The organism is Streptomyces sp. NPDC045021 (assembly GCF_056432645.1).
The window spans coordinates 114,617-133,913 of record NZ_JBWKIQ010000004.1 but is presented as its reverse complement, the minus strand read 5'-3'; the positions used below and the strand labels follow the sequence as shown (position 1 = coordinate 133,913).

Genomic DNA, 19,297 nt, shown 5'->3' with positions numbered 1-19,297 from the left:
CACTCAAACACCGGCGGGAAGCCTGCGCGCCCGTACTTCGCCGACAGCTGACAGATACGCCGAGAGCGGAGCGGTCCCCCGGCAGACCCAGGAGGACTCCGACCGCGCGACCTCCTCAGTACCCCCGCTGCCGGGTGGCTCCGGAGCCCGTGGCTCGGGCGGGTGACACGCGGCGGATTCAGTGGGCAAGGGACCCCCGATAAGAGAGACTTATCCCCGTTCATCCCTCATTTCGGGAATAGCCGTTGTCGGAGTCGGTCCGTGCCGACCGGGCCCGACAGCTATCGAAAGGACCGTGGATGTCTGTGTTCAAGCGCCGGATTGCCGCCGGACTCGGTGCCATCGCCGTCATCGGGGGCGCGTTGGTCACGCTTGCCCCCAGCGCCGACGCGGCAGCCGGCGCGCCGGTGGTGTGCAAGACGAGCAGCGCGGTGACCAAGAAGACCGCACACAACGGAAACATGATCATCGAGCTGCGCTACAACGCGTCCACCCGGTGCGCGTGGGGCCGGATCAGCAGGTCGAAGCTGGGCAATCAGGTGTGGGTGGACCGGTCGTCCAACGGTGGTGCCACCTGGACGGGGCCGATGGGAATGACCTACCTGCGATCGGGCACGGGCACCTACACACCTGCCTTCAACGACGCCGGCTACGTCATGCGGGCCTGCGGCTACAACGGCACGGTCATCTGCACCGGCTGGTACTAGCGGGGGGTGGCCGGGACCGCGGCCGTAGTCCGCGCCCGACCGCCGCTACCGGCCGGCGGGGTGCTCCGCGGCCGCCCCGTCGAGCGCCACCCGGTCCCGACCGGCCCGCGAGCGGTCCTCCTCCGAGGCATGGGTGATGTCCAGGAAGACCTGGTCGGCCGCGGGCCACTTCTCCCGCATCTCGTCCTTGATCCGCCCGGAGATCTCCTCCACCTCCTCGCTGTCCAGCCCGCCCACCAGATCCACTCGTGCGGCGATCAGCGTGGAATCCATGCCCAGCCGCATGGTCAGCAGCGACGTGACGGCGTCGATCTCGGGCTGTTCGGCCAGGAAGGACCGTATCCGCAGCTGCAGCCCCGGATCCACGGCCTCACCGATCAGCCGGCCACGGGCGTCCTTCCCGAGCCGGTAGGCGACGTAGATGAGCAGGACACCGATGGCCAGCGACGCGCCGGCCTCCCACTGCACCTGCCCCGTGGTCATGTGCAGCGCCATGCCGGCGATGGCCAGCAGCACGCCGATGACGGCCGTCGCGTCCTCGGCCATGACGGTCCGCAGCGCCGGATCGTCGGCCGCCCGGATCTGCCGGAGCAGACCCCTGCCCGCCTCGCGGGCCTGACCCCGCACCTGGAGCAGCGCCTTCACCAGCGACGTGCCCTCGGCGAGCAGCGCGACGGCCAGGACTCCGAGTCCCACCAGATAGCCGGAACGGCTCTCCTCACCGCTGGACCGCAGGGCCTCCACCCCCTGGAACACGGAGAAGCAGCCGCCCATCGTGAAGATTCCCACTGCGGCGAGCAGCGACCAGAAGAAGCGGTCCTTGCCGTAGCCGAAGGGGTGCTCGGCGTCCGGGGCGCGCTTGCTGCGTTTGAGGGAGGCCAGCAGGAAGACCTCGTTCATGCTGTCCGCCACCGAGTGGGCTGCCTCGGACAGCAGAGCGGGGGAACCGGCGAAGAGCCCCCCGAGGGCCTTGGCGACGGCGATGACCAGATTGGCGCCGAGCGCCATGAGGACAGTGACCTTGGTCTTGCGGTCCTCCGCGGACGGGCCTGTGGCCGCGTTCTCGGACTGCTGTGACATGGGCGGACTCCACTCGGGTCGCGGCTGTCGGCTTCGCCTACCCGTCCGGTCCAATGGAACACCCTGACCCGTTTTGTCTCGCCACGCTCGGGAAGGCGTGAACACGGGACCGAAACCACGCGAGGACGGATGACCGCACACAGGGACAGCGCGCCGACGAGGCGCGACGAGGATCGGGATCAGCGCGCCGACCGGCAGTGGCTCGATCTGCTGCAGGAGGTCCGGGTCGCCGAGACGGGTGTGCAGATCCTGCTGGGCTTCCTGCTGACCGTGGCGTTCACGCCACGCTTCGCCGACCTGAACGGCGTCGACCGGAACATCTACCTCACGACGGTCCTGCTGGGCGCTGCCGCGACCGGCGCGCTCATCGCACCGGTCTCCCTGCACCGCATCGTCACCGGCCACCGGCTGAAACCCGAGGCGGTGGTCTGGGGCTCCCGCTTCACCCTCGTCGGGCTGCTTCTCCTGCTGGGCACCGTCGCCTCGGCACTGCTGCTGATCCTGCGCATCACCGCGTCCGGCACCGCCGCCGCGGTGTGGGTCACCGTCATGGTGGCGTGGTTCGCGATCTGCTGGTTCGTGCCGGCCGTGTGGCTGCGCCACCGCGAGCGCAGCGATTCGTGAAGCGCGCCCCGGGACGAGCGCCGTGGCAGAGGGTTGTCGCTGGTCAAGGCCGCTCGAGCCAGGTCCGCAGCGCCCACCACCAGTGCAGCGTGTCCGTGACGGCCGTTCGGCTCTCCACAGTGATGACCTCCAGGGATGTCCCGACGATCTCCTCGAACCGGGTCAGCCGGTAGCGGATGGTGTTCGGGTGGACGTGCAGGGCCACCGCAGTCCGGTCGAACCGCTGCCCGTGATCGAGATAGGCCAGCACGGTGGCCGCGAGCTGCCGGTGGAAGCTCTCCGCCGGGTCGAGTGCGCCGAGCAGGGTCCGGCTCAGTAAGTCCGCCATCGCGGGCTGGGTGGCGAGTGCGGTCTGCCCGGCGAGGTCGGTGACGTGGTGCAGACCACGCAACCCCAACTCCTCCGCGGTTCCCAGGGCGTTCAAACACAGTGCGTACAGCGGGCGGATGCGGTGCAGCGGGGCCTGGGGCGCGACCACCACGAGCGCCTGGGTGTCGAGGAGTCCGGAGGCGGGGAGCCGGGTGGCGATCCCGGTCAGCTTGCCGTCCACCAGGCCGAATATTCCGGGGTTGGTGGCGAGTTGACGCTCCAGCGCGCGGGCGCGCACCGGGTCGGTCACGTCCGACAGCACACAGTGGTACTGCCCCTTCGGTTGCAGCCCGGTCTCGGCCACTTCGTCGGCGGACAGCGGGCAGGCGTCGCCGAGCAGCAGCCTGCGCAGCAATTGCGTGCGGGCGTCGCGGGCCGTACGCGCCAGCTCCAACTCGGCGTCGTGGTAGCCGGTGATGACATGCCGTTCCAGTGCACCGGTGTAGCTGTCCGACTCCAGCAGCACCTCCAGCATGACCTCTGCCGGCACGCCGGCAGCGCGAGCGCGCTCCATCGCGATCTGGACCGTGCGGATGCGGCCGGCCTGGACGCCGCGCAGCAGGGCGGTGATCGGCACGCCCTGTGCGGCCCGGTCGGCGCCCAGTAGAGCGGCCGCCTCGAAGTCCGGTTCGCTCGGTTCCCCGGGTCGGATGAACGCGGCCAGCCCGGCGGCGAGCATCACCGTCACGTGCCGCCGGTTCTCCGCGAGGGGAAGCCTGGCCACCTCCTCGGAGTCGGCACGCGCCGCCGCGACGACCTCGTCGACCACGGCAGGGTCGAACGCCATGGCCCGGAACACCGCACTGAGGGCCCCACGGCCCGGTTCAGCCACCACGTTCTACCGCCTCCGCCCGGGATCCAGGGACGCTTGGGAACGATCCACAACCAAGCGTCGTGTCATTGGCGACCGGTGCCTATCGGTGGTGAGAGCCCCGTTGGTTTCCTTTGGACTACCGGAAAGTAACACCAGTGTGCCGCGCCCGTCGCGCCGTTCGGAGCCGACGACGCGTCGAACAGGCCGGCCGGCGCACCTCCGCGACCGGTCGTCGCGGCAGCAGTACCCCCCACCCCACCCGGAGTTTCCATGACCGTATTCAAGCGCCCGAGGACCACTCTCGTACTGCTCGCCGCAACCCTGGCCCTCGCCGGCCTGTGCACGGCCCCGGCCGGCGCCGACACTCGTGCCCCCGACCCCCTCAAAGAGGTGCTGTTCGTCGGCAACAACTGGGACGGCACCGCCGACGTGGTCCGCTCCACCGGCACCTTCGCGAAGATCGGGCACCTCAATGTGATCCCCGACAAGAACCTGCGGCTCGCCGAGATCTACCTCAACCCCGTGCGGCTCGCCATCTACCTCGCCATCCAGCAGGGACCCGGCGAGGGCCACGACCAGTACGTCGACGACATGTACACAACGCCCGACGGAAAGTCCGTGGTGGTCTCGCGGCCCAGTTTCGGAGACGTGGTCTCGCTCGACCTTGCCACCGGGAAGGTCAACTGGCGTTACCCGGTCGCCGGTTACCGCTCCGACCACATGGCGCTCTCCCCCGACGGCCGGCGCGTCGTGGTCTCCGCCTCCCTGGCGAACGCGGCCTACGTGATCGACATTCAGACCGGTCGGCAGCTCGGCTCGTTCCAGACCGGCGACAAGCCGCACGAGAACGTCTTCACGGAGGACGGAAAGTACCTCTGGAACATGTCGATCGGCGAGGTGCAGACCAGCCTCGACGACCCGCTGTGGGACTGGACCAAGGGCGACCGGCACATCACCGTCGTCGACGGCACCACGTACCAGCCGGTCCGGACCATCGACATGCGCGCCCGCCTCAACGCGTTCGGCCGCTCGGACCTCTCCAACTCCGTACGGCCGGTGGCGTTCTCCCCGGACTGGTCGAAGCTGTACTTCCAGGTGTCGTTCTTCAACGGCTTCGTCGAGTACTCCGTGGCCACGGACCAGATCACCCGGGTCAAGACGCTGCCGGAGAACCCGGCCACCAGTCCGGACCGGACCACCTGGCCCAACGACTCCCGCGACCACGGCCTGTCGATGAGCCCCGACGGATCCAAGCTGTGCGTGGCCGGCACCGTGGACAACTACGCGACGGTCGTCGACCGGACCACCCTGCAGGAGGACCCGCTCGTCCCGGCGTCGAAGCCGTACTGGGCCACGGTCAGCGGCGACGGCAAATACTGCGTCATCTCCGAGAGCGGAGCGAACCAGATCACCGCGATCGACTTCGCGACCGGCCAGAAGGTCCTCTCCGTCCCCGTCGGTTACCACCCCCAGCGTGTCCGCCTCGGCCACGTCCCCGCCGACTGGACCGGCCCGACCACCGGCTGACCACGCGTCTCCCACAGCGCCGGGGCCGGCTCACGGGTGTTCATCTCGACCATCTGCTGAGCCGCCTCGGCGCCGTGCACGTGGCCGGCAATGTCCGCGCGATCAGTCGGGCCAGCAGCCGGGTGCGGGGGACGATCTGGGCGACCACGACGTGTTCGGAGTCCGCGTGGGCTCCGCTGCCGACGCCGCCCAGGCCGTCCAGCGTGGGGCAGCCCACGCCCGCGGTGTAGTTGCCGTCCGAGGCACCGCCGACGGCAACCCCTCGCAGCGGCTCCTGGCCCAGTTCCGCGGCGATTTCGGTGGCCAGAGCGAACAACTCGGCGGAGGATTCCGGTTCCATGGGCGGTCGCCCTCTGCCGCCCGACACCTCCAGCCGTGACCCGTACGTTCGGGCGCTCAGGCCTCGCATCAGGGCGTCCGTCCGGTCCTGCGCCGCCAGGCTCGGCACCCGCACGTCCACCGATATCCGCGCCAGCGCGGGCACCGTGTTCAGCGTGCTGCCGGCCGACAGCAGGGTGGGCGTGATGCTCGCCGGTCCCAGGACGGAGCCGGCGCTCTTCACGCAGGCTGCCAGCTCCGCGATGGCCAGCACCTGGTGGGCGGCCTCGATGGCGGCATTGACCCCCTTGTGCGGTTCGAGACCGGCGTGCGCGGCCTTGCCGTGCACCATCACCTCGTAGCGTGATGTGCCCTTGCGGGCGGTCTTCAGTGCGCCCTGTTCGTTCGCGGATGCCTCCAGGACGAAGGTGGCCGCGCACTCACGCGCCGACTGTTCGATCAGCTCACGGGAGGTCGGAGATCCCACTTCCTCGTCCCCGTTGACGACCACGCACACCCCCTCCAGGGACGGCAGCGACGCCAACGCATGGAACATCTGCACCAGCCCCGCCTTCATGTCCAGGACCCCCGGTCCCCGAGCCGCTCCGCCCGCCACCGACCAGGGATGGCTCTGCAACGACCCCATGGGCCACACCGTGTCGTGATGCCCCACCAGCAACACCCGCGGCGTACCGAACATCCACCGCAGGTGCGTCACACCGTCGAGCACGATCCTTTCCGGCGCCGCCCCCAACAGCCGGGTACCCAGGGCGCCGACCACCTCCGCACTGCGGGCCAGGGCGGCATGGTCGGCGGAGAAGGACTCGCAGACCACGAGTTGCTCCAGATCCGCCAGCATCGCCGGCAGCTCGATCGCGGCTCCCGCGGTCACCGGCCCGGTCCCAGCTCGACTCGCAGTATCAACCGCACGCTGCCTCCTCGGATCCGATGGTGGGGGTGGCGACGTTGCTGCGTGCCGATCCTGCCGGCACGACCACGTCACGGCCACGGATCCGACGCTAGGGCCGGACAAGGCATTCCACCAGCGACTAGAATGCATCCTAATCATGCACGGGGGGAATGTGTTTGAGATCGACGCACTGCGTCTGCTCGTCACCGTCGCCGACACCGGCTCGTTCACCCGGGCCGCGGCCCGGCTCAACTACACCCAGTCCGCGGTGTCCCGCCGGATCGCATCGCTCGAACAGCGGGCAGGCGGTCCGCTGTTCGAACGGCTCCCCCGCGGCGTGCGGCTGAATCCCGCAGGTCATGCGCTGCATCGCCATGCCGTGGAGGTACTGGAGCGGCTGTCGCGAGCGGAGCGGGAGGTCGCCGCGATCCACGCGGGCCACGGCGGGACGCTGCGCGTCGGCGCGTTCGCGACCGCGAACATCTCGCTGATGCCCGCTGCCCTCCGGGCCTTCCGGCAGTCCCGGCCGGACATCGACGTCATATCGGTGGAGGGCCGCAGCAACGCGTTGATGCAACGCCTCGCGGACGGGGCCCTGGACCTGGCCGTGGTCAGCGACTACCCGTCAGGTCTCCCGACGGCCGACGGTGTGACGACGACCGAGCTGCTCCAGGACGAGTTGTTCGTCGTCCTGCCCCGCGAGCACCCTCTGGCGGCGGCCGCAACGATCGAGCTGCACGACCTGCGCGACGAGGCGTGGCTCCAGGACCCGCCCGCAGGCCGACCGACCATCCTCGACGACGCCTGCGCCCGGGCGGGTTTCACTCCCAAGAAGCTCATCAGAATCGCGGAGTGGACCGGGAAGTTCGGCTATGCGGCCGCCGGGCTGGGCGTCGCACTGGTGCCCTCACTGGCCGCCTGGGCAGTCCCGGCCGAACTCGTCCTGCGCCCGCTGGCCGACCCCCTCGCCCACCGGACCATCCACACCGCGCTGCCCGCCACTCCCCTGCCCGCAGCCCTCACCCTGCGAAATCAGCTCCACGACAACGCCGGGGCCGCTGCCCGCTGAGAGCCGTCCGACGCGGCCGCGACCGCGCCGGGTGTTCCTGACCGGCACCCTGATCGTCCTGGCCGGCGGGATCGTGGGCGGGGCGGGTCAGGACCTGACCACCCTGGTCGTGGCCCGGATGCTGATCGTGATCGGCAGCTCCGCCGTGTACCCCTCCGCGATGCTGCTCATCCGCCGCCGAGCGGAGGAGGCCGGGCTGGACGCGCCGCCCGGCGGCGTGCTCGGGGGCCTGATGATCGCCGGTGCGGCTACGTACGACGCGACGACCCGTCAGCCGGACCACGACAACAACCCGGCGGAGACAGGCAATTCACGTCGGGGACACCAGGCCTTTCGCCTCGGGGACTGCCACCGTCGACTCCACCGCCGTAGAGTCTGCGGAATTCCCAGCAGGGAATTCAGGCGATGAGTCTCGCCCCCATATGTATTGCTATGGAGTTGATGTGCACAGCATGCTGTCGTCGACGATGCACCCCCGCACAGCGCCGGCCGGCCCGAAGCGTCCTGGCAGGCTCCGCCGGTCCGTGCTCGCGAGCGTCCTCAGTGCCGCGGCCCTGGTCATGGCGGTCCCGACGGACGCGAACGCCTCCATCCTGCAATCCCTGCCCCAGAACGCCGACGGTCTCGAGCAGTCCTTCTCCCCGGCCTACGACTACGACGGGGACGGCTGCTACGCAACCGCCGCCATTGGCGTCGACGGCACTCTCAACCCCGGGCTGAAGCCTGGCGGAGACGTGAACGGCCACTGCCACGACTATCCCGAACTGGCGAATTCCAACACGTACTCGCGCGAGAAGTGCAACAACGACTGGTGCGCGGTCGTGTACGCCGGCTATTTCGAGAAGGATCAGGCCACTCTCGGCCCCGCGGCCATCGGGCACCGCCACGACTGGGAGCACGTCGTGGTGTGGATCAACAACAACGAGGTCCAGTACGTCTCGACGTCTCAGCACAGCGGCTGGAAGTGGTACCCCCGATCGCAGGTGCGGTTCGACGGCACCCACCCGAAGGTCGTCTACCACAAGGACGGCGCTTCGACCCACTTCTTCCGCCTCGCGAACAGCAATGACGAACCGCCGGAGAACGTCACCGGTGGCTGGTTCTATCCCCGCCTCGTCGGCTGGAACGGTTACCCGACCGGTCTGCGCGACAAGCTCATGAACGCGGACTTCGGCTCAGCCACGATCAAGATCTCGGACAGCGCCTTCAACGACGCTCTCAACAACTCCAAGCCGGCCGGCATCCCGTTCAACCCCTACGCCTGACATCGGGTCGGCCGCCACGCGCTCCGCTGGAGGAGCCACCTGCCGCCATGGGGGCGGGAAGCCGGGGGCGTTGGGCAGATGTTCGGGTCTTTCCGGCTCATTCTCGGCCACATTCCCCGGAAACGGTAGCCGTGCGTAGAGCACTCGCGTACGTTCAGTTCTCGTTGCACATGGCCAGCAGCGACAGCGGAGGTCCGGTCGTCGTCCCGTGGGGGGAACGACGGCCGGACCTCGGCTAACTCGCCCGCAACCGTCCTCCTGGGCGCAGAGGGATCCCGAGGCCGTGTCCACCGGCGTGCTCCGCGCAGCGGCGGGTACCCTCGCCCTGACCGGATCCGTGCGGGCAGCCATCGCGGCACGGGCCTGGTGTGAGCGCTCGACCGCTCGATCGTCAGGGCAGCCTGGCACAGCGGCTCTGGCGGGAAATCGACGCCGCGCTCTCCCCTCACCTCCAGCCTCTCGACCCGTCCATTCTGGAGACGTCATGAGCAGCGATGACATGCGGCCGCTGACCGGGCAGGTGGCTCTGGTCGCCGGCGGTACTCGGGGCGGCGGGCGGGGTATCGCTGTCGCGCTCGGAGCCGCGGGCGCAACGGTGTACGTCACCGGCCGCAGCAGCGGGGCCGGACGCTCCGATCTGGACCGGCCGGAGACCATCGAGGCGACCGCGCAGAAGGTCACCGCGGCCGGCGGCCTCGGGATCCCCGTTCGGACCGATCACAGCCGGCCGGATGAAGTCCGCGCCCTGGTCGACCGGATCGCGGCGGAACAGGGCGGCCGGCTGGACATCCTGGTCAACTCGGTATGGGGCGGGGATCCGCTCACCGACTGGGAACACCCGCTGTGGGAGCAGGATCTCGACACGGGGATGCGACTGCTGCGGCAGGCGGTCGAGACCCATGTGATCACCAGCCGCTTCGCGCTGCCGCTGATGGTCGCGCGCAGGAGTGGCCTGGTCGTCGAGGTCACCGACGGCAACACCGCCCGCTATCGCGGGTCGTTCTTCTACGACCTGGCGAAGTCCTCGGTGATCCGCCTTGCCGTCGCGCAAGCGGCCGAGCTGAAGCCGCACGGCGTCGCCGCCGTCGCGATCACGCCGGGCTTCCTGCGCTCCGAGGCGATGTTGGAACTCTTCGAGGTCACCGAGGACAACTGGCGCGAGGGCGCGGCCAAGGACCCGAACTTCGCGTACTCAGAGACCCCGGCCTATCTGGGGAGGGCGGTCGTCGCGCTGGCGGCCGACCCCGACATCATGGCCAAAAGCGGTCGGGCGCTGGCCACCTGGGGCCTGTACAAGGAGTACGGCTTCACGGACATCGACGGCACGCAGCCGGACTTCGCCGCCCACTGGGCCCGGACTCTGGAGAAGGAGTACGGGCCGCTCGGCGAGCCACTGTGACAGCGGGTGTCACTCGACGGTCGGACGCCGTCGGGGGTTTCCGCCTCAGGACCGCACCGATCACTCGATGAACACGCTGTGTCCGTTGGGCAGTTCTGTGTTCACAGACATGAACCGTGGGGAGTCCTCGCCGAGCTCACGCGGACGAGAGCACGTCGCGCTCGAATCCGGGGATCCTCGCTCCCCATGGCCTGACTTCTCAGCCAGCGGGAGTCGTTGAACTGCAGCGATGAACTCTACGCGCGAAGCGGATCGTTGACGCCGAAACCAGGCCGTGCTATTCAGATCTGGCGCCCCGTTGGACTAGACCTAGTTCACGTCCTTGAACACAGCGCTGAAAGGCCCCCCACATGAAATCTCGTTCCACATTCGTGGCTCTGGCCACCGCCGCAGGCATAGCAGGCACGATCGGCATCCTGGGTGCCAACGCCCACGCGGCCTCCCCCTCGGTCGCGCCCGGTGGCAACTTCAACCTGTCCCTCTGGCAGTTGCAGGAGCCGGTCGGCTCCCCCGGCTCGCCGACCACCATCTCGTCGTCCCGGCTCCAGGGCCCGAACGGGTTCCAGGACTCGTACTTCTACACCGACACGCGCGACGGAGCGATGACCTTCTGGGCACCGGAGAAGGGCGTCACCACCCCCAACTCGAACTACGCCCGCTCCGAGCTCCGTGAGATGAACTCCAACGGCAGCTCCGCGAACTGGTCCCTCAGCGGCAGCCACAAGCTCAACGCGACGCTGCGCGTGGTGTCCGTGACGTCCAACGTCTGCGTCGGACAGATCCACCTCGGCACGGGCGGCTCGTCCACCAAGCCGCTGATCGAGCTCTACTACCACGCGAACGGCGACATCGTCGCGGGCACCGAGAACTCGCCGTCGGGCGGCCAGACGGCGCACACGGTGGGCCACGTATCGGTCGGCAAGACGTGGACCTACACCATCGCTGTCTCCGGCGGTCACACGATCGACCTGACGGTCAACGGCAGTACGACGCACTACGCCATCCCGTCGTCCTTCGACGCGTACAAGCAGTACTTCAAGGCCGGCTCGTACAACCAGTCGTCCTCCAGCAGCACCACCAAGGGCGCGCGAGTCGCCTTCTACGGGCTGACCGTCTCCCACAGCTGAGCGGTCCGCGGCACGACACTCGAAAGGCCCGGTGACCGGGCGGACTCACCTGAGTCGTCCACCGTGCGCGACACCGGGCCTTTCGAGTGCACCTGCACCCGCACCCGGCCAGTCCCCAGAGGGGCATCTAGAAGGGCGGTGGGCCTTGCTCGATACGGCGCATCACCGGTGCGAGCCGGTCGAGCTCGTCGCTGGTCTGGAGCTGCCGCTCGTCCCACCAGGTCGCACCGGCGTCGATGAGCGGGCCGATCACGTCGTGTGCCTTCGCGGTGTCGGTGGGGCTGGCACCGCCGAGGACGAATTCAAAAGGCTCGTGCCGGTCGTCACGGTGCTGCTGGACGTAGGCGACAAGGTCGATGACCTCGTCAACAGGCGGGATCTGTCCGTGTTTGGCAGAGGCGAACAACGGAACCACGCCGTCCCAGCGGGCGGCCCGGCGCATCGGCGGACGGTTCGGCCAGAATCCGCCCACCCAGACGGGCGGACGGGGGCGTTGCACCGTGGCGGGGAGCAAGGTCACGTCCCGGACCTGGTAATGCCGCCCGTGATGGTTCACCGGCTCGCCCGACCAATAGCGCTCCAGCAGGTCCAGGCCCTCATCCAGACGCTCGGCGAGCACGACCGGGTCGGTCGTCTCCCCGAAGCTGCCGTACTCGTCCTCGACCGGCCCACCCAGGCCCGTACCGAAGATCACTCTCCCGCCGCTGAGCGCGTCCAGCGTGGCCACCTGGCGGGCGAGCTGCTCGGGGCGCCGGCGGGCGACCGGGGTGACCAGCGTGCCCAGTCTGATCCTGGAGGTCGCCAGCGCCGCGGCGGTCAGCAGCATCCACGGATCCCCGAATGCCTGGCCGCGGCGCTGCACTTTGTCGTGGACCACGTGATCCCAGACGAACAACCCGTCCCAACCCGCCTGCTCCGCCGCTACGGCAACCGCCGCCACCGTCCGGGCATCGGCGAAGTCCCCGAAGTTCGGAATGTTGATCGAAAAGCGCATCCCCGCATACTGCTCCTTCGCAAGAGGCGCAGCAATCAGTTAACGGTAAGACCCTCTCGTGGCGCGTCGCCGGACAACTCGGGGTGACCCGGGGCCGTTGTGGTGTCGGATCGTCAGAGGTCCGGGCCGTCAGCGTGGTTCCGGCTGCAGCAAGCCGAAGGCCGGCCCATCGGAGGACCGTGCGGGCAGGGCCGCGAACGTGACGTCCGAGGCGTGGGCGGTGATCTCGACCTCGCTGCCGAGGGCCCATTCGGCGACCCGTGACACCGTGGCGGCCGGCACCCCCTCACTGATTCCGGGTGCCGCCGGGATGTCCTGTGTCGCGTGGGCGTCGTGCGGCAGGACCACCCGATACCCCAGTGCCAGGGCCGTGCGGGCCGTCGCCTGCACGCACATCTCGGACATCACGCCGCAGACGGCGAGCGCACGCACCCCCGAGTCGGTCAGCAGGCGCCGCAGCGAGGTTCCGTCGAAACCGTCGTCCCTGGGCTTGCGGATCACGACCTCCGTGGGGCCGGCCTCGATGGGGTGGTGGAGCTCCCAGCCCGGTGTATAGGGCTCGTCCTCCGCGTCGGCCCGCCCATCGTTCTGAAGATGGACGATGAGCGCTCCGCTCTCGCGTGCCCGCGCGATCAGATCCGTCGTCCGGTCCAGGAGCCGGGCCGCCGCGGGTACCGCCCCGTCACCGACGACGAAGGCCGACTGGACGTCCACAACGATCAGGCTCTCCACGGGAAACGCTCGATTGCTCATGGCCTGATCATGACGGGCGGCGCTGCCCGCCTCCACATGATTAGGAACCGCCCCCGGAGCGGCGGCTGCGGAAGGTGCGGCGCAGGTCGTCGATCCAGGCGTCGGGGACCTCCCAGGGAATGAAGTGGCCGCCTTCGTCGTGAGCGGAGATGTTGACGTGGTTGTACCAGTCGGCGCGGTCGCCGGCGAGGAAGTTGTCGACGCGCTGCTGTGTGGTGGTGACGCCGGGCGGGTTCTCGTAACCGACGAAGGTGATGCCGGTGGGTGCTTCGACGGCCGGGGTGCGGGAGTGGGCGGGGGTCCAGGGATAGCGGTTGGCGTTGGCGTAGTACCGCATCGAGGTGCCGATGGTGTTGTTGGCCCAGAAGATCGTGGCGTGGGTGAGGAGGTCGTCCTTGCTGAAGACGCTCTCGATGTCGCCGTGGTTGTCGCTCCAACTGGCCCAGCGTTCCAGGATCCAGGCGAGGAGTCCGACGGGCGAGTCGCTCAGGCCGTAGGCGAGGGTGCTGGAGTCGAGGACGTGGGTGGCGAGATGGGAGGCGAAACGGCGGTCGAAGGTGAGGATCCGGGCGTGGATGTCGTCGGGCAGGCCGTCGGGGATGGGTTGGCCTCCGCTGAGGTCCCAGGCCCGGTCACCGTTGAAGAAGGTGAGTTTCTGGGCGGAGCCGATGTGGATGCCGTGCAGCTCGTCCGCGTACTTGTGGCCGAGCTGGCCGGTGACCAGGGCGCCGATGTCGCAGCCGCCGGCGGCGTACCGGGTGTGGCCGAGGGTCTCGGTCATCAGGGTGTGCCAGATGTCGGCGACTTTCCAGAAGTTCATGTCCGGGTGGTCGGGCAGTGGGGTGGAGAAGCCGAACCCTGGCAGAGAGGGGACGATGACGTCGAAGGCGTCGGCGGGGTCGCCGCCGAAGGCGCCGGGGTCGGCGAGGGGGTCGATGACCTTGGACCAGTGCCAGAAGGTCCAGGGCCAGCCGTGCGTGAGGATCAGCGGGATCGGGGCGGGGCCGACTCCGGGCTTGCGCAGGAAGTGGACCGGTACGTCGTTCACGCGCACCTGGTAGTGCTGGTAGGCGTTGATGGCGGCCTCGGCCTTGCGCCAGTCGAAGTGGTGGAGCCAGTGGTCGGCCAGTTCCTGGAGGTAGGCACGGCCGACGCCGTAGAACCAGTCACTGTTTCCGGCGTCGTCGGGCCAGCGGGTGAGCCGCAGTCGCGCCTTGAGGTCGTCCAGTACGGCGTCGGGTACGTGGACGGGCGTGGGATCCAGCGGGAAGCGTGCTGTGTCCACCACGGTCGATTCCTTCCTCTGTGACAGGACGTCAGTTCTTCAGAGCCCGTGCAGCGTCCGCATCCGCCGTCGAGCCAGGTGCGGTTCAGCGGCGAGGGCGCGGAGCGGACGGGGCCGGTATCTGCCCCGGATCAACTACGTCTACGCTCGCCCGGGGTCACGACGCCTGGAGATCGATCCGCATCACGACCCGACGCTTCGTCGGTCTGCTCACCTCTTGGAAGCCGGCAGCGGCAAAAGCGTTGCGGCTGCCGACATGGAGCTCGCCCCACGCGATCTCCACCCCCGGCTGGGTGATCATCGGGTACCCCTCCAGAGCACGGGCACCCCGCTCCCGCGCGAAGTCGACGGCAGCACGCGTGAGCGCGTACGTGACGCCGCTCCGCCGGTAGTCGGCGCGGGTGATCAGACAGGTGACGGCCCACACTCTCCCCGACCGGAACGGGTCCCGCTACGGGTGGTCGCGCGCGAAGCAGTCGTCGCGGCCGAGGAATATCCGCATGACCAGCGGCAAACCGTGTGCGGATCGGGTATCCGGTTGACAGTCTGGGATCATGACGCCTCAGCCCGACCCTTCCCCCGGCTCCGCCTTCCCCACCCGGGCGACGGACTGGACCACCACGCCCATAACCGATGACCTCGTGCGCGGCGCGCTCGACCTGGAGCGCACGGAGCACGGGGTGTTGCCGCACCGGTTGCCCGCGTGGGCCCGCGCGCAGTGTTCCGACGGGCAGCTGGCCATGGTGGAAGCCCAGCCTTCCGGCGTACGGGTGGCGTTCCGTACCCGCGCCACCACTGTCGAGCTGGACACCCTCCGCACCAAGCTGGACTACGACGGCGCCCCGCCCCGTCCGGACGGCGTGTACGACCTGCTCGTCGACGGCCGTCCGGCCGGCCAGGCCTGCGTGACCGGCGGCAACGTCCTGATGGTGGACATGACCACCGGGTCTGTGGAAACCCGGCCCGGCCCGGTGGGCACCGTCCGGTTCCCCGGTCTGCCGGACCGTGTGAAGGACGTCGAGATCTGGCTGCCGTACAACGAGATCACCCAGCTGGTCGCGCTGCGCACCGACGCCCCGGTCGAGGCCGCACCGGACACGGGCCGCAGTGTGTGGCTGCACCACGGCAGTTCGATCAGCCACGGCTCCGACGCCGCGAGCCCCACCACGACCTGGCCGGCACTGGCCGCCTCCCTCGGCGGCGTGGAGCTGATCAACCTCGGTCTGGGCGGCAGCGCCATGCTCGACCCGTTCACCGCCCGCGCGATGCGGGACACGCCCGCGGACCTGATCAGCGTCAAGATCGGCATCAACGTGGTCAACGCCGACGTGATGCGTCTGCGCGCGTTCGGTCCGGCGGTGCACGGCTTCCTCGACACCATCCGCGAGGGCCATCCCACCACGCCGCTGCTGGTCGTCTCGCCCATCCTGTGCCCCATCCACGAGGACACCCCCGGCCCCAGCGCCCCGGATTTCAGCGACATCAGCGAGGGGAAGATCCGGTTCGTGGCCGCGGGCGACCCCGCAGAACGGGCTGCGGGGAAGCTGACCCTCAACGTCATCCGGGACGAGCTGGCCCGCGTCGTGGCGCAGCGGGCGGCCGACGACCCGAACCTGCGCTACCTCGACGGGCGTGACCTCTACGGCGAGGCGGACATCACCGAGCTGCCGCTGCCCGACCAGCTCCACCCGGACGCCGCCACCCACCGCCGCATCGGCGAACGGTTCGCAGCCCTCGCCTTCGGCACCGGCGGCCCGTTCGCCGCGAAACCTGCCTGAGGCGACCGCTTCCTGACTAAGCAGGCCCGCGGGGCGCCACCGGTGCGCACGGGTGGCCGTGCAAGGATCCAGAGACCGCGCAAGACCGCCGAGGAGGACGAGAATGTTCGCGATATCGCTGGGTGACGGGGCCGAGTTGCGGCCGCTGGAGCCCTGGCAGGCCGAGGAGTTCCTCGCCCACATGGACCGTGGCCGCGAATTCATCGGCCAACATGTGGGGCTCTCGGATGTCACGGCCGACCTCGACTCCGCGCGGAGCTGGCTCCAGTCGTACGCCGACAAGACCGCGGCCGACGCCGGCCGGCTGTACGGCATCTGGCTCGACGGGCTCCTCGTCGGCGGCGTCCTGTTCCGGGTCTTCGACGCGGCGGGCGGCACCTGCGAGGCCGGCTGCTGGCTGGAGCCGGCCGCCTCCGGACGCGGGCTGGTCACCCGTGCGGCCGGCGTGATCATCGACTGGGCGATCCAGGTACGGGGAATGCACCGTGTGGAGTGGCTGGTGTCCTCCAAGAACATTCCGAGCATCAACGTGGCCAAGCGGCTCGGCATGAGCCGCGACGGAGTGCAGCGCGAGAACTCCCTCTACCGAGGGGTGTGGCAGGACACGGAGATCTGGTCCGTGCTCGCCTCGGAATGGCGTTCCGCGCGTCCCGCCGAACCCTCCCGGCCGAAGGAGTAGGGCCCTAGCGTCCGCAACCCGGAGAACCCGGCAGATCAACGGCACCGACGTCCGGGCGCGCCGACCACCGGAGCAGTCGCGGGACGGCCCCGGCAAGGCCCTCAGTACTGCTCCGCCACCCAGTCGTACCAGTCACTCATGCCTTCACCCGTCGTCGCGGACACGGTCAGCACCCGCGCATTCGGATTCACCGAACGTGCGTATCCCTCGCAGCGTTCGATGTCGAAGTCGACGTAGGGCAGTAGATCGATCTTGTTGATGATGACCAGATCCGCGGCGGCGAACATGTACGGGTACTTCAGTGGCTTGTCAGTGCCTTCGGTGACCGAGATGATGACGACCTTGCTGCGCTCACCCAGGTCGAACAGAGCAGGGCAGACCAGGTTTCCCACATTCTCGACCAGGATCAGCGATCCGGAGGCGGGCGACAGGGACATGAGGGCGCCGTGCATCATCTCCGCGTCGAGATGACATCCCGCCCCGGTGTTCACCTGGACCACCGCGCATCCGGCCCGCTTGATCCGGTCGGCGTCGAGCGTGGTCTCCTGGTCGCCTTCGATGACCGCCACCGCTCGCCTGCCTGCGAGGTCACCGATGGTGCGTTCCAGCAAGGTGGTCTTTCCGGCTCCCGGTGAACTCATCAGATTCACCGCGACAATTCCCTGGAGCGTGAGCCAGTCGCGGATGCGTTCCGCGATGGTCTCGTTCTTGGCGAGCACTCTCTGTTCGAGGGTGATGGTTTCGCCGTTGTTCGCCGGATGGCCGTGCCCGTCCGCATGCGAATGTGCCGGCGTATGTCCACGCGGGTGACTGTGCGCCGACACAACATCCGCCAACGGCAGAGAAACCCTGATCCCGCCTCCGGTCCCGCCCTCCGCGTCGCAGCCGCAGGTACCACACATACGTCAGCCCACTTTCATCGAAATGATTTGCAGTTCCTGTCCCGCTGTGATCTCCACGTCGGCACTGCCACACGGGCACAGCAGGATGAGGTCGGCCAGAGTGAATTCGGCGTCACATGCACAGCAATGTCCAGCTCCGGCGGGCTGGTCGATCTCGAGGAGCGCACCCTCGGCAACCGTCCCGGCAGTAACCAGATCGAAGCAGAAGCGCATCGAGTCGGCCACCACCGCGGTGAGCATTCCCACCCGCACCGTCACCACATGCACCGGCCGACCAGCGGCGCGTTCACATACCGCGTCCACGACGCTCTGCGTGATCGACAATTCATGCATCAGCGCCTCGCTTCAGCGTCGCTATCCAGGTCGCAATACCTGTCGCCGACCGTTCTACTTCCGACCGGCCGTCCTTCTTGTGCGAATCACTCGTTCGGCCCAATCCGAGCCTCCGTGGTTACCGGTAAACCCGCCCTTGCGGGTGGTCTCATCGGGCGGATTCTCGTGTTGACAGAGCGCTCTGACGGAGTCTAGATGGTAACAATCTGAGCGACACCATACGCGTGAGCCGAAGGCGATCCGACAGACGCGACGGATCGGCCACCGGCCCCGGAAGGCGGCGGCACTATGCCGACAGAGGCTGCAATAAAGGCAGAAGAAACTTTGATCCATGTGCTCTGGATCAACGCGGGTCTCAGCTGTGACGGCGACTCGGTGGCGTTGACCGCCGCCACCCAGCCCAGCATCGAGGAGATCGCGCTCGGCGCCCTGCCCGGCCTCCCTCAGGTCGCCGTGCACTGGCCGCTGATCGATTTCGAATGCGGCCCCACCGGCGGCGCCGATGACTTCCTCGAGTGGTTCTTCAAGGCCGACAGAGGAGAGCTGGAGCCGTTCGTGCTGGTCGTCGAGGGGTCGATCCCCAACGAGCAGCTGCACGAGGAGGGCTACTGGTCGGGCTTCGGCAACGATCCCGCCACCGGTCAGCCGATGACGACCAGCGAGTGGCTCGACCGGCTGGCGCCGAAGGCCACCGCCATCGTCGCGGTCGGCACCTGCGCCACGTACGGCGGTATCCATGCCATGGCGGGTAATCCGACCGGGGCAATGGGAGTGCCGGACTATCTGGGCTGGGACTGGAAGTCCAAGGCCGGAATCCCGATCGTGTGTGTCCCGGGCTGTCCCATCCAGCCGGACAACCTGTCGGAGACGCTGACGTATCTGCTGTACATGGCCACCGACCAGGCTCCGATGATCCCCCTCGATGATGCGTTGCGCCCGGCATGGCTGTTCGGCCAGACGGTGCACGAGGGCTGCGACCGGGCCGGCTACTACGAGCAGAACGACTTCGCGACGGAATACGGTTCGCCCAAATGCATCGTCAAGCTCGGCTGCTGGGGCCCCACCGTCAAATGCAACGTTCCGAAGCGCGGCTGGATGAATGGTATCGGTGGCTGCCCCAACGTTGGTGGAATCTGCATCGGCTGCACCATGCCGGGATTCCCGGACAAGTTCATGCCCTTCATGGATGAGCCACCTGGCGGCAAACTCTCCACGAACGCGGTTGGACTGTACGGCTCGACCATGCGGCGCCTGCGCCGCATCACCACGCACACGCTCGACCGGGAGCCCAAGTGGCGCAAGCCCGGAAAAGATCTCACGACCGGTGCCACCCGCACTTGGTGACTCACCGCAACAGACAGAAA

20 protein-coding genes are annotated in these 19,297 nt (G+C 68.6%); 11 read left to right on the top strand and 9 right to left on the bottom strand.

Translation table 11 applies throughout. The annotated features are described in order from the left end of the window. The first annotated feature begins 299 nt into the window (after nucleotides 1–299). A complete protein-coding gene (locus tag AC07DC_RS14765) occupies nucleotides 300–707 on the top strand; it encodes a DUF2690 domain-containing protein (protein WP_478914768.1) in 408 nt (135 codons plus the stop codon). A 45-nt stretch (nucleotides 708–752) separates the two neighbouring features. Here the strand turns inward: AC07DC_RS14765 and AC07DC_RS14760 are convergent, their stop codons facing one another. Beyond that, entirely contained in the window at nucleotides 753–1,787 is a 1,035-nt protein-coding gene (locus AC07DC_RS14760) for a cation diffusion facilitator family transporter (protein ID WP_478914767.1), read from the bottom strand. Between the two features lie 129 nt (nucleotides 1,788–1,916). Here AC07DC_RS14760 and AC07DC_RS14755 point away from each other — a divergent pair, with 129 nt between their 5' ends. Further along, nucleotides 1,917–2,411 carry a DUF6328 family protein gene (locus AC07DC_RS14755; RefSeq protein WP_478914766.1) on the top strand — a complete coding sequence of 165 codons (495 nt, stop codon included), beginning with the start codon at nucleotides 1,917–1,919 and terminating at the stop codon, nucleotides 2,409–2,411. A 43-nt stretch (nucleotides 2,412–2,454) separates the two neighbouring features. Here the strand turns inward: AC07DC_RS14755 and AC07DC_RS14750 are convergent, their stop codons facing one another. Continuing rightward, nucleotides 2,455–3,567, bottom strand: coding sequence for an RsbRD N-terminal domain-containing protein (locus AC07DC_RS14750; protein ID WP_478914765.1), 1,113 nt, complete (start codon nucleotides 3,565–3,567; stop codon nucleotides 2,455–2,457). 297 nt (nucleotides 3,568–3,864) lie between these two features. Here AC07DC_RS14750 and AC07DC_RS14745 point away from each other — a divergent pair, with 297 nt between their 5' ends. Then, complete coding sequence (locus AC07DC_RS14745) at nucleotides 3,865–5,121, top strand: YncE family protein (RefSeq protein WP_478914764.1); 1,257 nt, start codon at nucleotides 3,865–3,867, stop codon at nucleotides 5,119–5,121. Nucleotides 5,122–5,161: 40 nt separating this feature from the next. On the opposite strand, the gene AC07DC_RS14740 is transcribed toward AC07DC_RS14745, so the two are convergent. Beyond that, the gene (locus tag AC07DC_RS14740) at nucleotides 5,162–6,298 is read right to left on the bottom strand and encodes a M20 family metallopeptidase (RefSeq protein WP_478915129.1); all 1,137 of its coding nucleotides are present in this window, start codon (nucleotides 6,296–6,298) and stop codon (nucleotides 5,162–5,164) included. A gap of 223 nt (nucleotides 6,299–6,521) precedes the next feature. On the opposite strand from AC07DC_RS14740, the gene AC07DC_RS14735 reads away from it, so the two are divergent. From AC07DC_RS14735 to AC07DC_RS14715, 5 genes are all read left to right on the top strand, one after another. After that, a complete protein-coding gene (locus AC07DC_RS14735; protein ID WP_478914763.1) occupies nucleotides 6,522–7,418 on the top strand; it encodes a LysR family transcriptional regulator in 897 nt (298 codons plus the stop codon). Between the two features lie 31 nt (nucleotides 7,419–7,449). Next, nucleotides 7,450–7,827: a hypothetical protein gene (locus tag AC07DC_RS14730; protein WP_478914762.1), complete on the top strand. Its 378-nt coding sequence runs from the start codon at nucleotides 7,450–7,452 to the stop codon at nucleotides 7,825–7,827. Between the two features lie 58 nt (nucleotides 7,828–7,885). Then, the gene (locus tag AC07DC_RS14725) at nucleotides 7,886–8,683 is read left to right on the top strand and encodes an NPP1 family protein (RefSeq protein ID WP_478915128.1); all 798 of its coding nucleotides are present in this window, start codon (nucleotides 7,886–7,888) and stop codon (nucleotides 8,681–8,683) included. 484 nt (nucleotides 8,684–9,167) lie between these two features. Next, a complete protein-coding gene (locus AC07DC_RS14720; protein ID WP_478914761.1) occupies nucleotides 9,168–10,082 on the top strand; it encodes an SDR family oxidoreductase in 915 nt (304 codons plus the stop codon). A 350-nt stretch (nucleotides 10,083–10,432) separates the two neighbouring features. Continuing rightward, nucleotides 10,433–11,209 (top strand): polysaccharide lyase family 7 protein, encoded by a 777-nt coding sequence (locus AC07DC_RS14715; RefSeq protein WP_478914760.1) that lies wholly within the window; start codon nucleotides 10,433–10,435, stop codon nucleotides 11,207–11,209. Nucleotides 11,210–11,336: 127 nt separating this feature from the next. Here the strand turns inward: AC07DC_RS14715 and AC07DC_RS14710 are convergent, their stop codons facing one another. From AC07DC_RS14710 to AC07DC_RS14695, 4 genes are all read right to left on the bottom strand, one after another. Then, nucleotides 11,337–12,203 (bottom strand): LLM class flavin-dependent oxidoreductase, encoded by an 867-nt coding sequence (locus AC07DC_RS14710; protein WP_478914759.1) that lies wholly within the window; start codon nucleotides 12,201–12,203, stop codon nucleotides 11,337–11,339. Nucleotides 12,204–12,332: 129 nt separating this feature from the next. Continuing rightward, nucleotides 12,333–12,956: an isochorismatase family protein gene (locus AC07DC_RS14705; protein WP_478914758.1), complete on the bottom strand. Its 624-nt coding sequence runs from the start codon at nucleotides 12,954–12,956 to the stop codon at nucleotides 12,333–12,335. A gap of 40 nt (nucleotides 12,957–12,996) precedes the next feature. Then, on the bottom strand, nucleotides 12,997–14,244 hold the full coding sequence (locus AC07DC_RS14700; RefSeq protein WP_478914757.1) for an epoxide hydrolase family protein: 1,248 nt from the start codon (nucleotides 14,242–14,244) through the stop codon (nucleotides 12,997–12,999). A 154-nt stretch (nucleotides 14,245–14,398) separates the two neighbouring features. Further along, complete coding sequence (locus AC07DC_RS14695; protein ID WP_478914756.1) at nucleotides 14,399–14,668, bottom strand: hypothetical protein; 270 nt, start codon at nucleotides 14,666–14,668, stop codon at nucleotides 14,399–14,401. 127 nt (nucleotides 14,669–14,795) lie between these two features. Between AC07DC_RS14695 and AC07DC_RS14690 the strand changes: the two genes are divergently transcribed. Both AC07DC_RS14690 and AC07DC_RS14685 read left to right on the top strand, forming a co-directional pair. Further along, entirely contained in the window at nucleotides 14,796–16,019 is a 1,224-nt protein-coding gene (locus AC07DC_RS14690; RefSeq protein WP_478914755.1) for a GDSL-type esterase/lipase family protein, read from the top strand. A gap of 103 nt (nucleotides 16,020–16,122) precedes the next feature. Further along, nucleotides 16,123–16,698, top strand: a complete 576-nt coding sequence (locus tag AC07DC_RS14685) for a GNAT family N-acetyltransferase (protein ID WP_478914754.1) — start codon at nucleotides 16,123–16,125, stop codon at nucleotides 16,696–16,698. 101 nt (nucleotides 16,699–16,799) lie between these two features. On the opposite strand, the gene hypB is transcribed toward AC07DC_RS14685, so the two are convergent. Both hypB and AC07DC_RS14675 read right to left on the bottom strand, forming a co-directional pair. Beyond that, nucleotides 16,800–17,600, bottom strand: coding sequence for a hydrogenase nickel incorporation protein HypB (gene hypB / locus AC07DC_RS14680; protein WP_478914753.1), 801 nt, complete (start codon nucleotides 17,598–17,600; stop codon nucleotides 16,800–16,802). 3 nt (nucleotides 17,601–17,603) lie between these two features. Beyond that, on the bottom strand, nucleotides 17,604–17,933 hold the full coding sequence (locus AC07DC_RS14675; protein ID WP_478914752.1) for a hydrogenase maturation nickel metallochaperone HypA/HybF: 330 nt from the start codon (nucleotides 17,931–17,933) through the stop codon (nucleotides 17,604–17,606). 288 nt (nucleotides 17,934–18,221) lie between these two features. Here AC07DC_RS14675 and AC07DC_RS14670 point away from each other — a divergent pair, with 288 nt between their 5' ends. Further along, nucleotides 18,222–19,277 carry an NADH-quinone oxidoreductase subunit B family protein gene (locus tag AC07DC_RS14670; protein ID WP_478914751.1) on the top strand — a complete coding sequence of 352 codons (1,056 nt, stop codon included), beginning with the start codon at nucleotides 18,222–18,224 and terminating at the stop codon, nucleotides 19,275–19,277. Nucleotides 19,278–19,297 lie beyond the last annotated feature (20 nt).

Bases quoted from the DNA above. Each gene is read 5' to 3' on its own strand.
- AC07DC_RS14765 (WP_478914768.1), top strand. From the start codon at position 300: ATGTCTGTGTTCAAGCGCCGGATTGCCGCCGGACTCGGTGCCATCGCC.
- AC07DC_RS14760 (WP_478914767.1), bottom strand. From the start codon at position 1,787: ATGTCACAGCAGTCCGAGAACGCGGCCACAGGCCCGTCCGCGGAGGAC.
- AC07DC_RS14755 (WP_478914766.1), top strand. From the start codon at position 1,917: ATGACCGCACACAGGGACAGCGCGCCGACGAGGCGCGACGAGGATCGG.
- AC07DC_RS14750 (WP_478914765.1), bottom strand. From the start codon at position 3,567: ATGGCGTTCGACCCTGCCGTGGTCGACGAGGTCGTCGCGGCGGCGCGT.
- AC07DC_RS14745 (WP_478914764.1), top strand. From the start codon at position 3,865: ATGACCGTATTCAAGCGCCCGAGGACCACTCTCGTACTGCTCGCCGCA.
- AC07DC_RS14740 (WP_478915129.1), bottom strand. From the start codon at position 6,298: ATGCTGGCGGATCTGGAGCAACTCGTGGTCTGCGAGTCCTTCTCCGCC.
- AC07DC_RS14725 (WP_478915128.1), top strand. From the start codon at position 7,886: ATGCACCCCCGCACAGCGCCGGCCGGCCCGAAGCGTCCTGGCAGGCTC.
- AC07DC_RS14720 (WP_478914761.1), top strand. From the start codon at position 9,168: ATGAGCAGCGATGACATGCGGCCGCTGACCGGGCAGGTGGCTCTGGTC.
- AC07DC_RS14715 (WP_478914760.1), top strand. From the start codon at position 10,433: ATGAAATCTCGTTCCACATTCGTGGCTCTGGCCACCGCCGCAGGCATA.
- AC07DC_RS14710 (WP_478914759.1), bottom strand. From the start codon at position 12,203: ATGCGCTTTTCGATCAACATTCCGAACTTCGGGGACTTCGCCGATGCC.
- AC07DC_RS14705 (WP_478914758.1), bottom strand. From the start codon at position 12,956: ATGAGCAATCGAGCGTTTCCCGTGGAGAGCCTGATCGTTGTGGACGTC.
- AC07DC_RS14690 (WP_478914755.1), top strand. From the start codon at position 14,796: ATGACGCCTCAGCCCGACCCTTCCCCCGGCTCCGCCTTCCCCACCCGG.
- AC07DC_RS14685 (WP_478914754.1), top strand. From the start codon at position 16,123: ATGTTCGCGATATCGCTGGGTGACGGGGCCGAGTTGCGGCCGCTGGAG.
- hypB (WP_478914753.1), bottom strand. From the start codon at position 17,600: ATGTGTGGTACCTGCGGCTGCGACGCGGAGGGCGGGACCGGAGGCGGG.
- AC07DC_RS14675 (WP_478914752.1), bottom strand. From the start codon at position 17,933: ATGCATGAATTGTCGATCACGCAGAGCGTCGTGGACGCGGTATGTGAA.
- AC07DC_RS14670 (WP_478914751.1), top strand. From the start codon at position 18,222: ATGCCGACAGAGGCTGCAATAAAGGCAGAAGAAACTTTGATCCATGTG.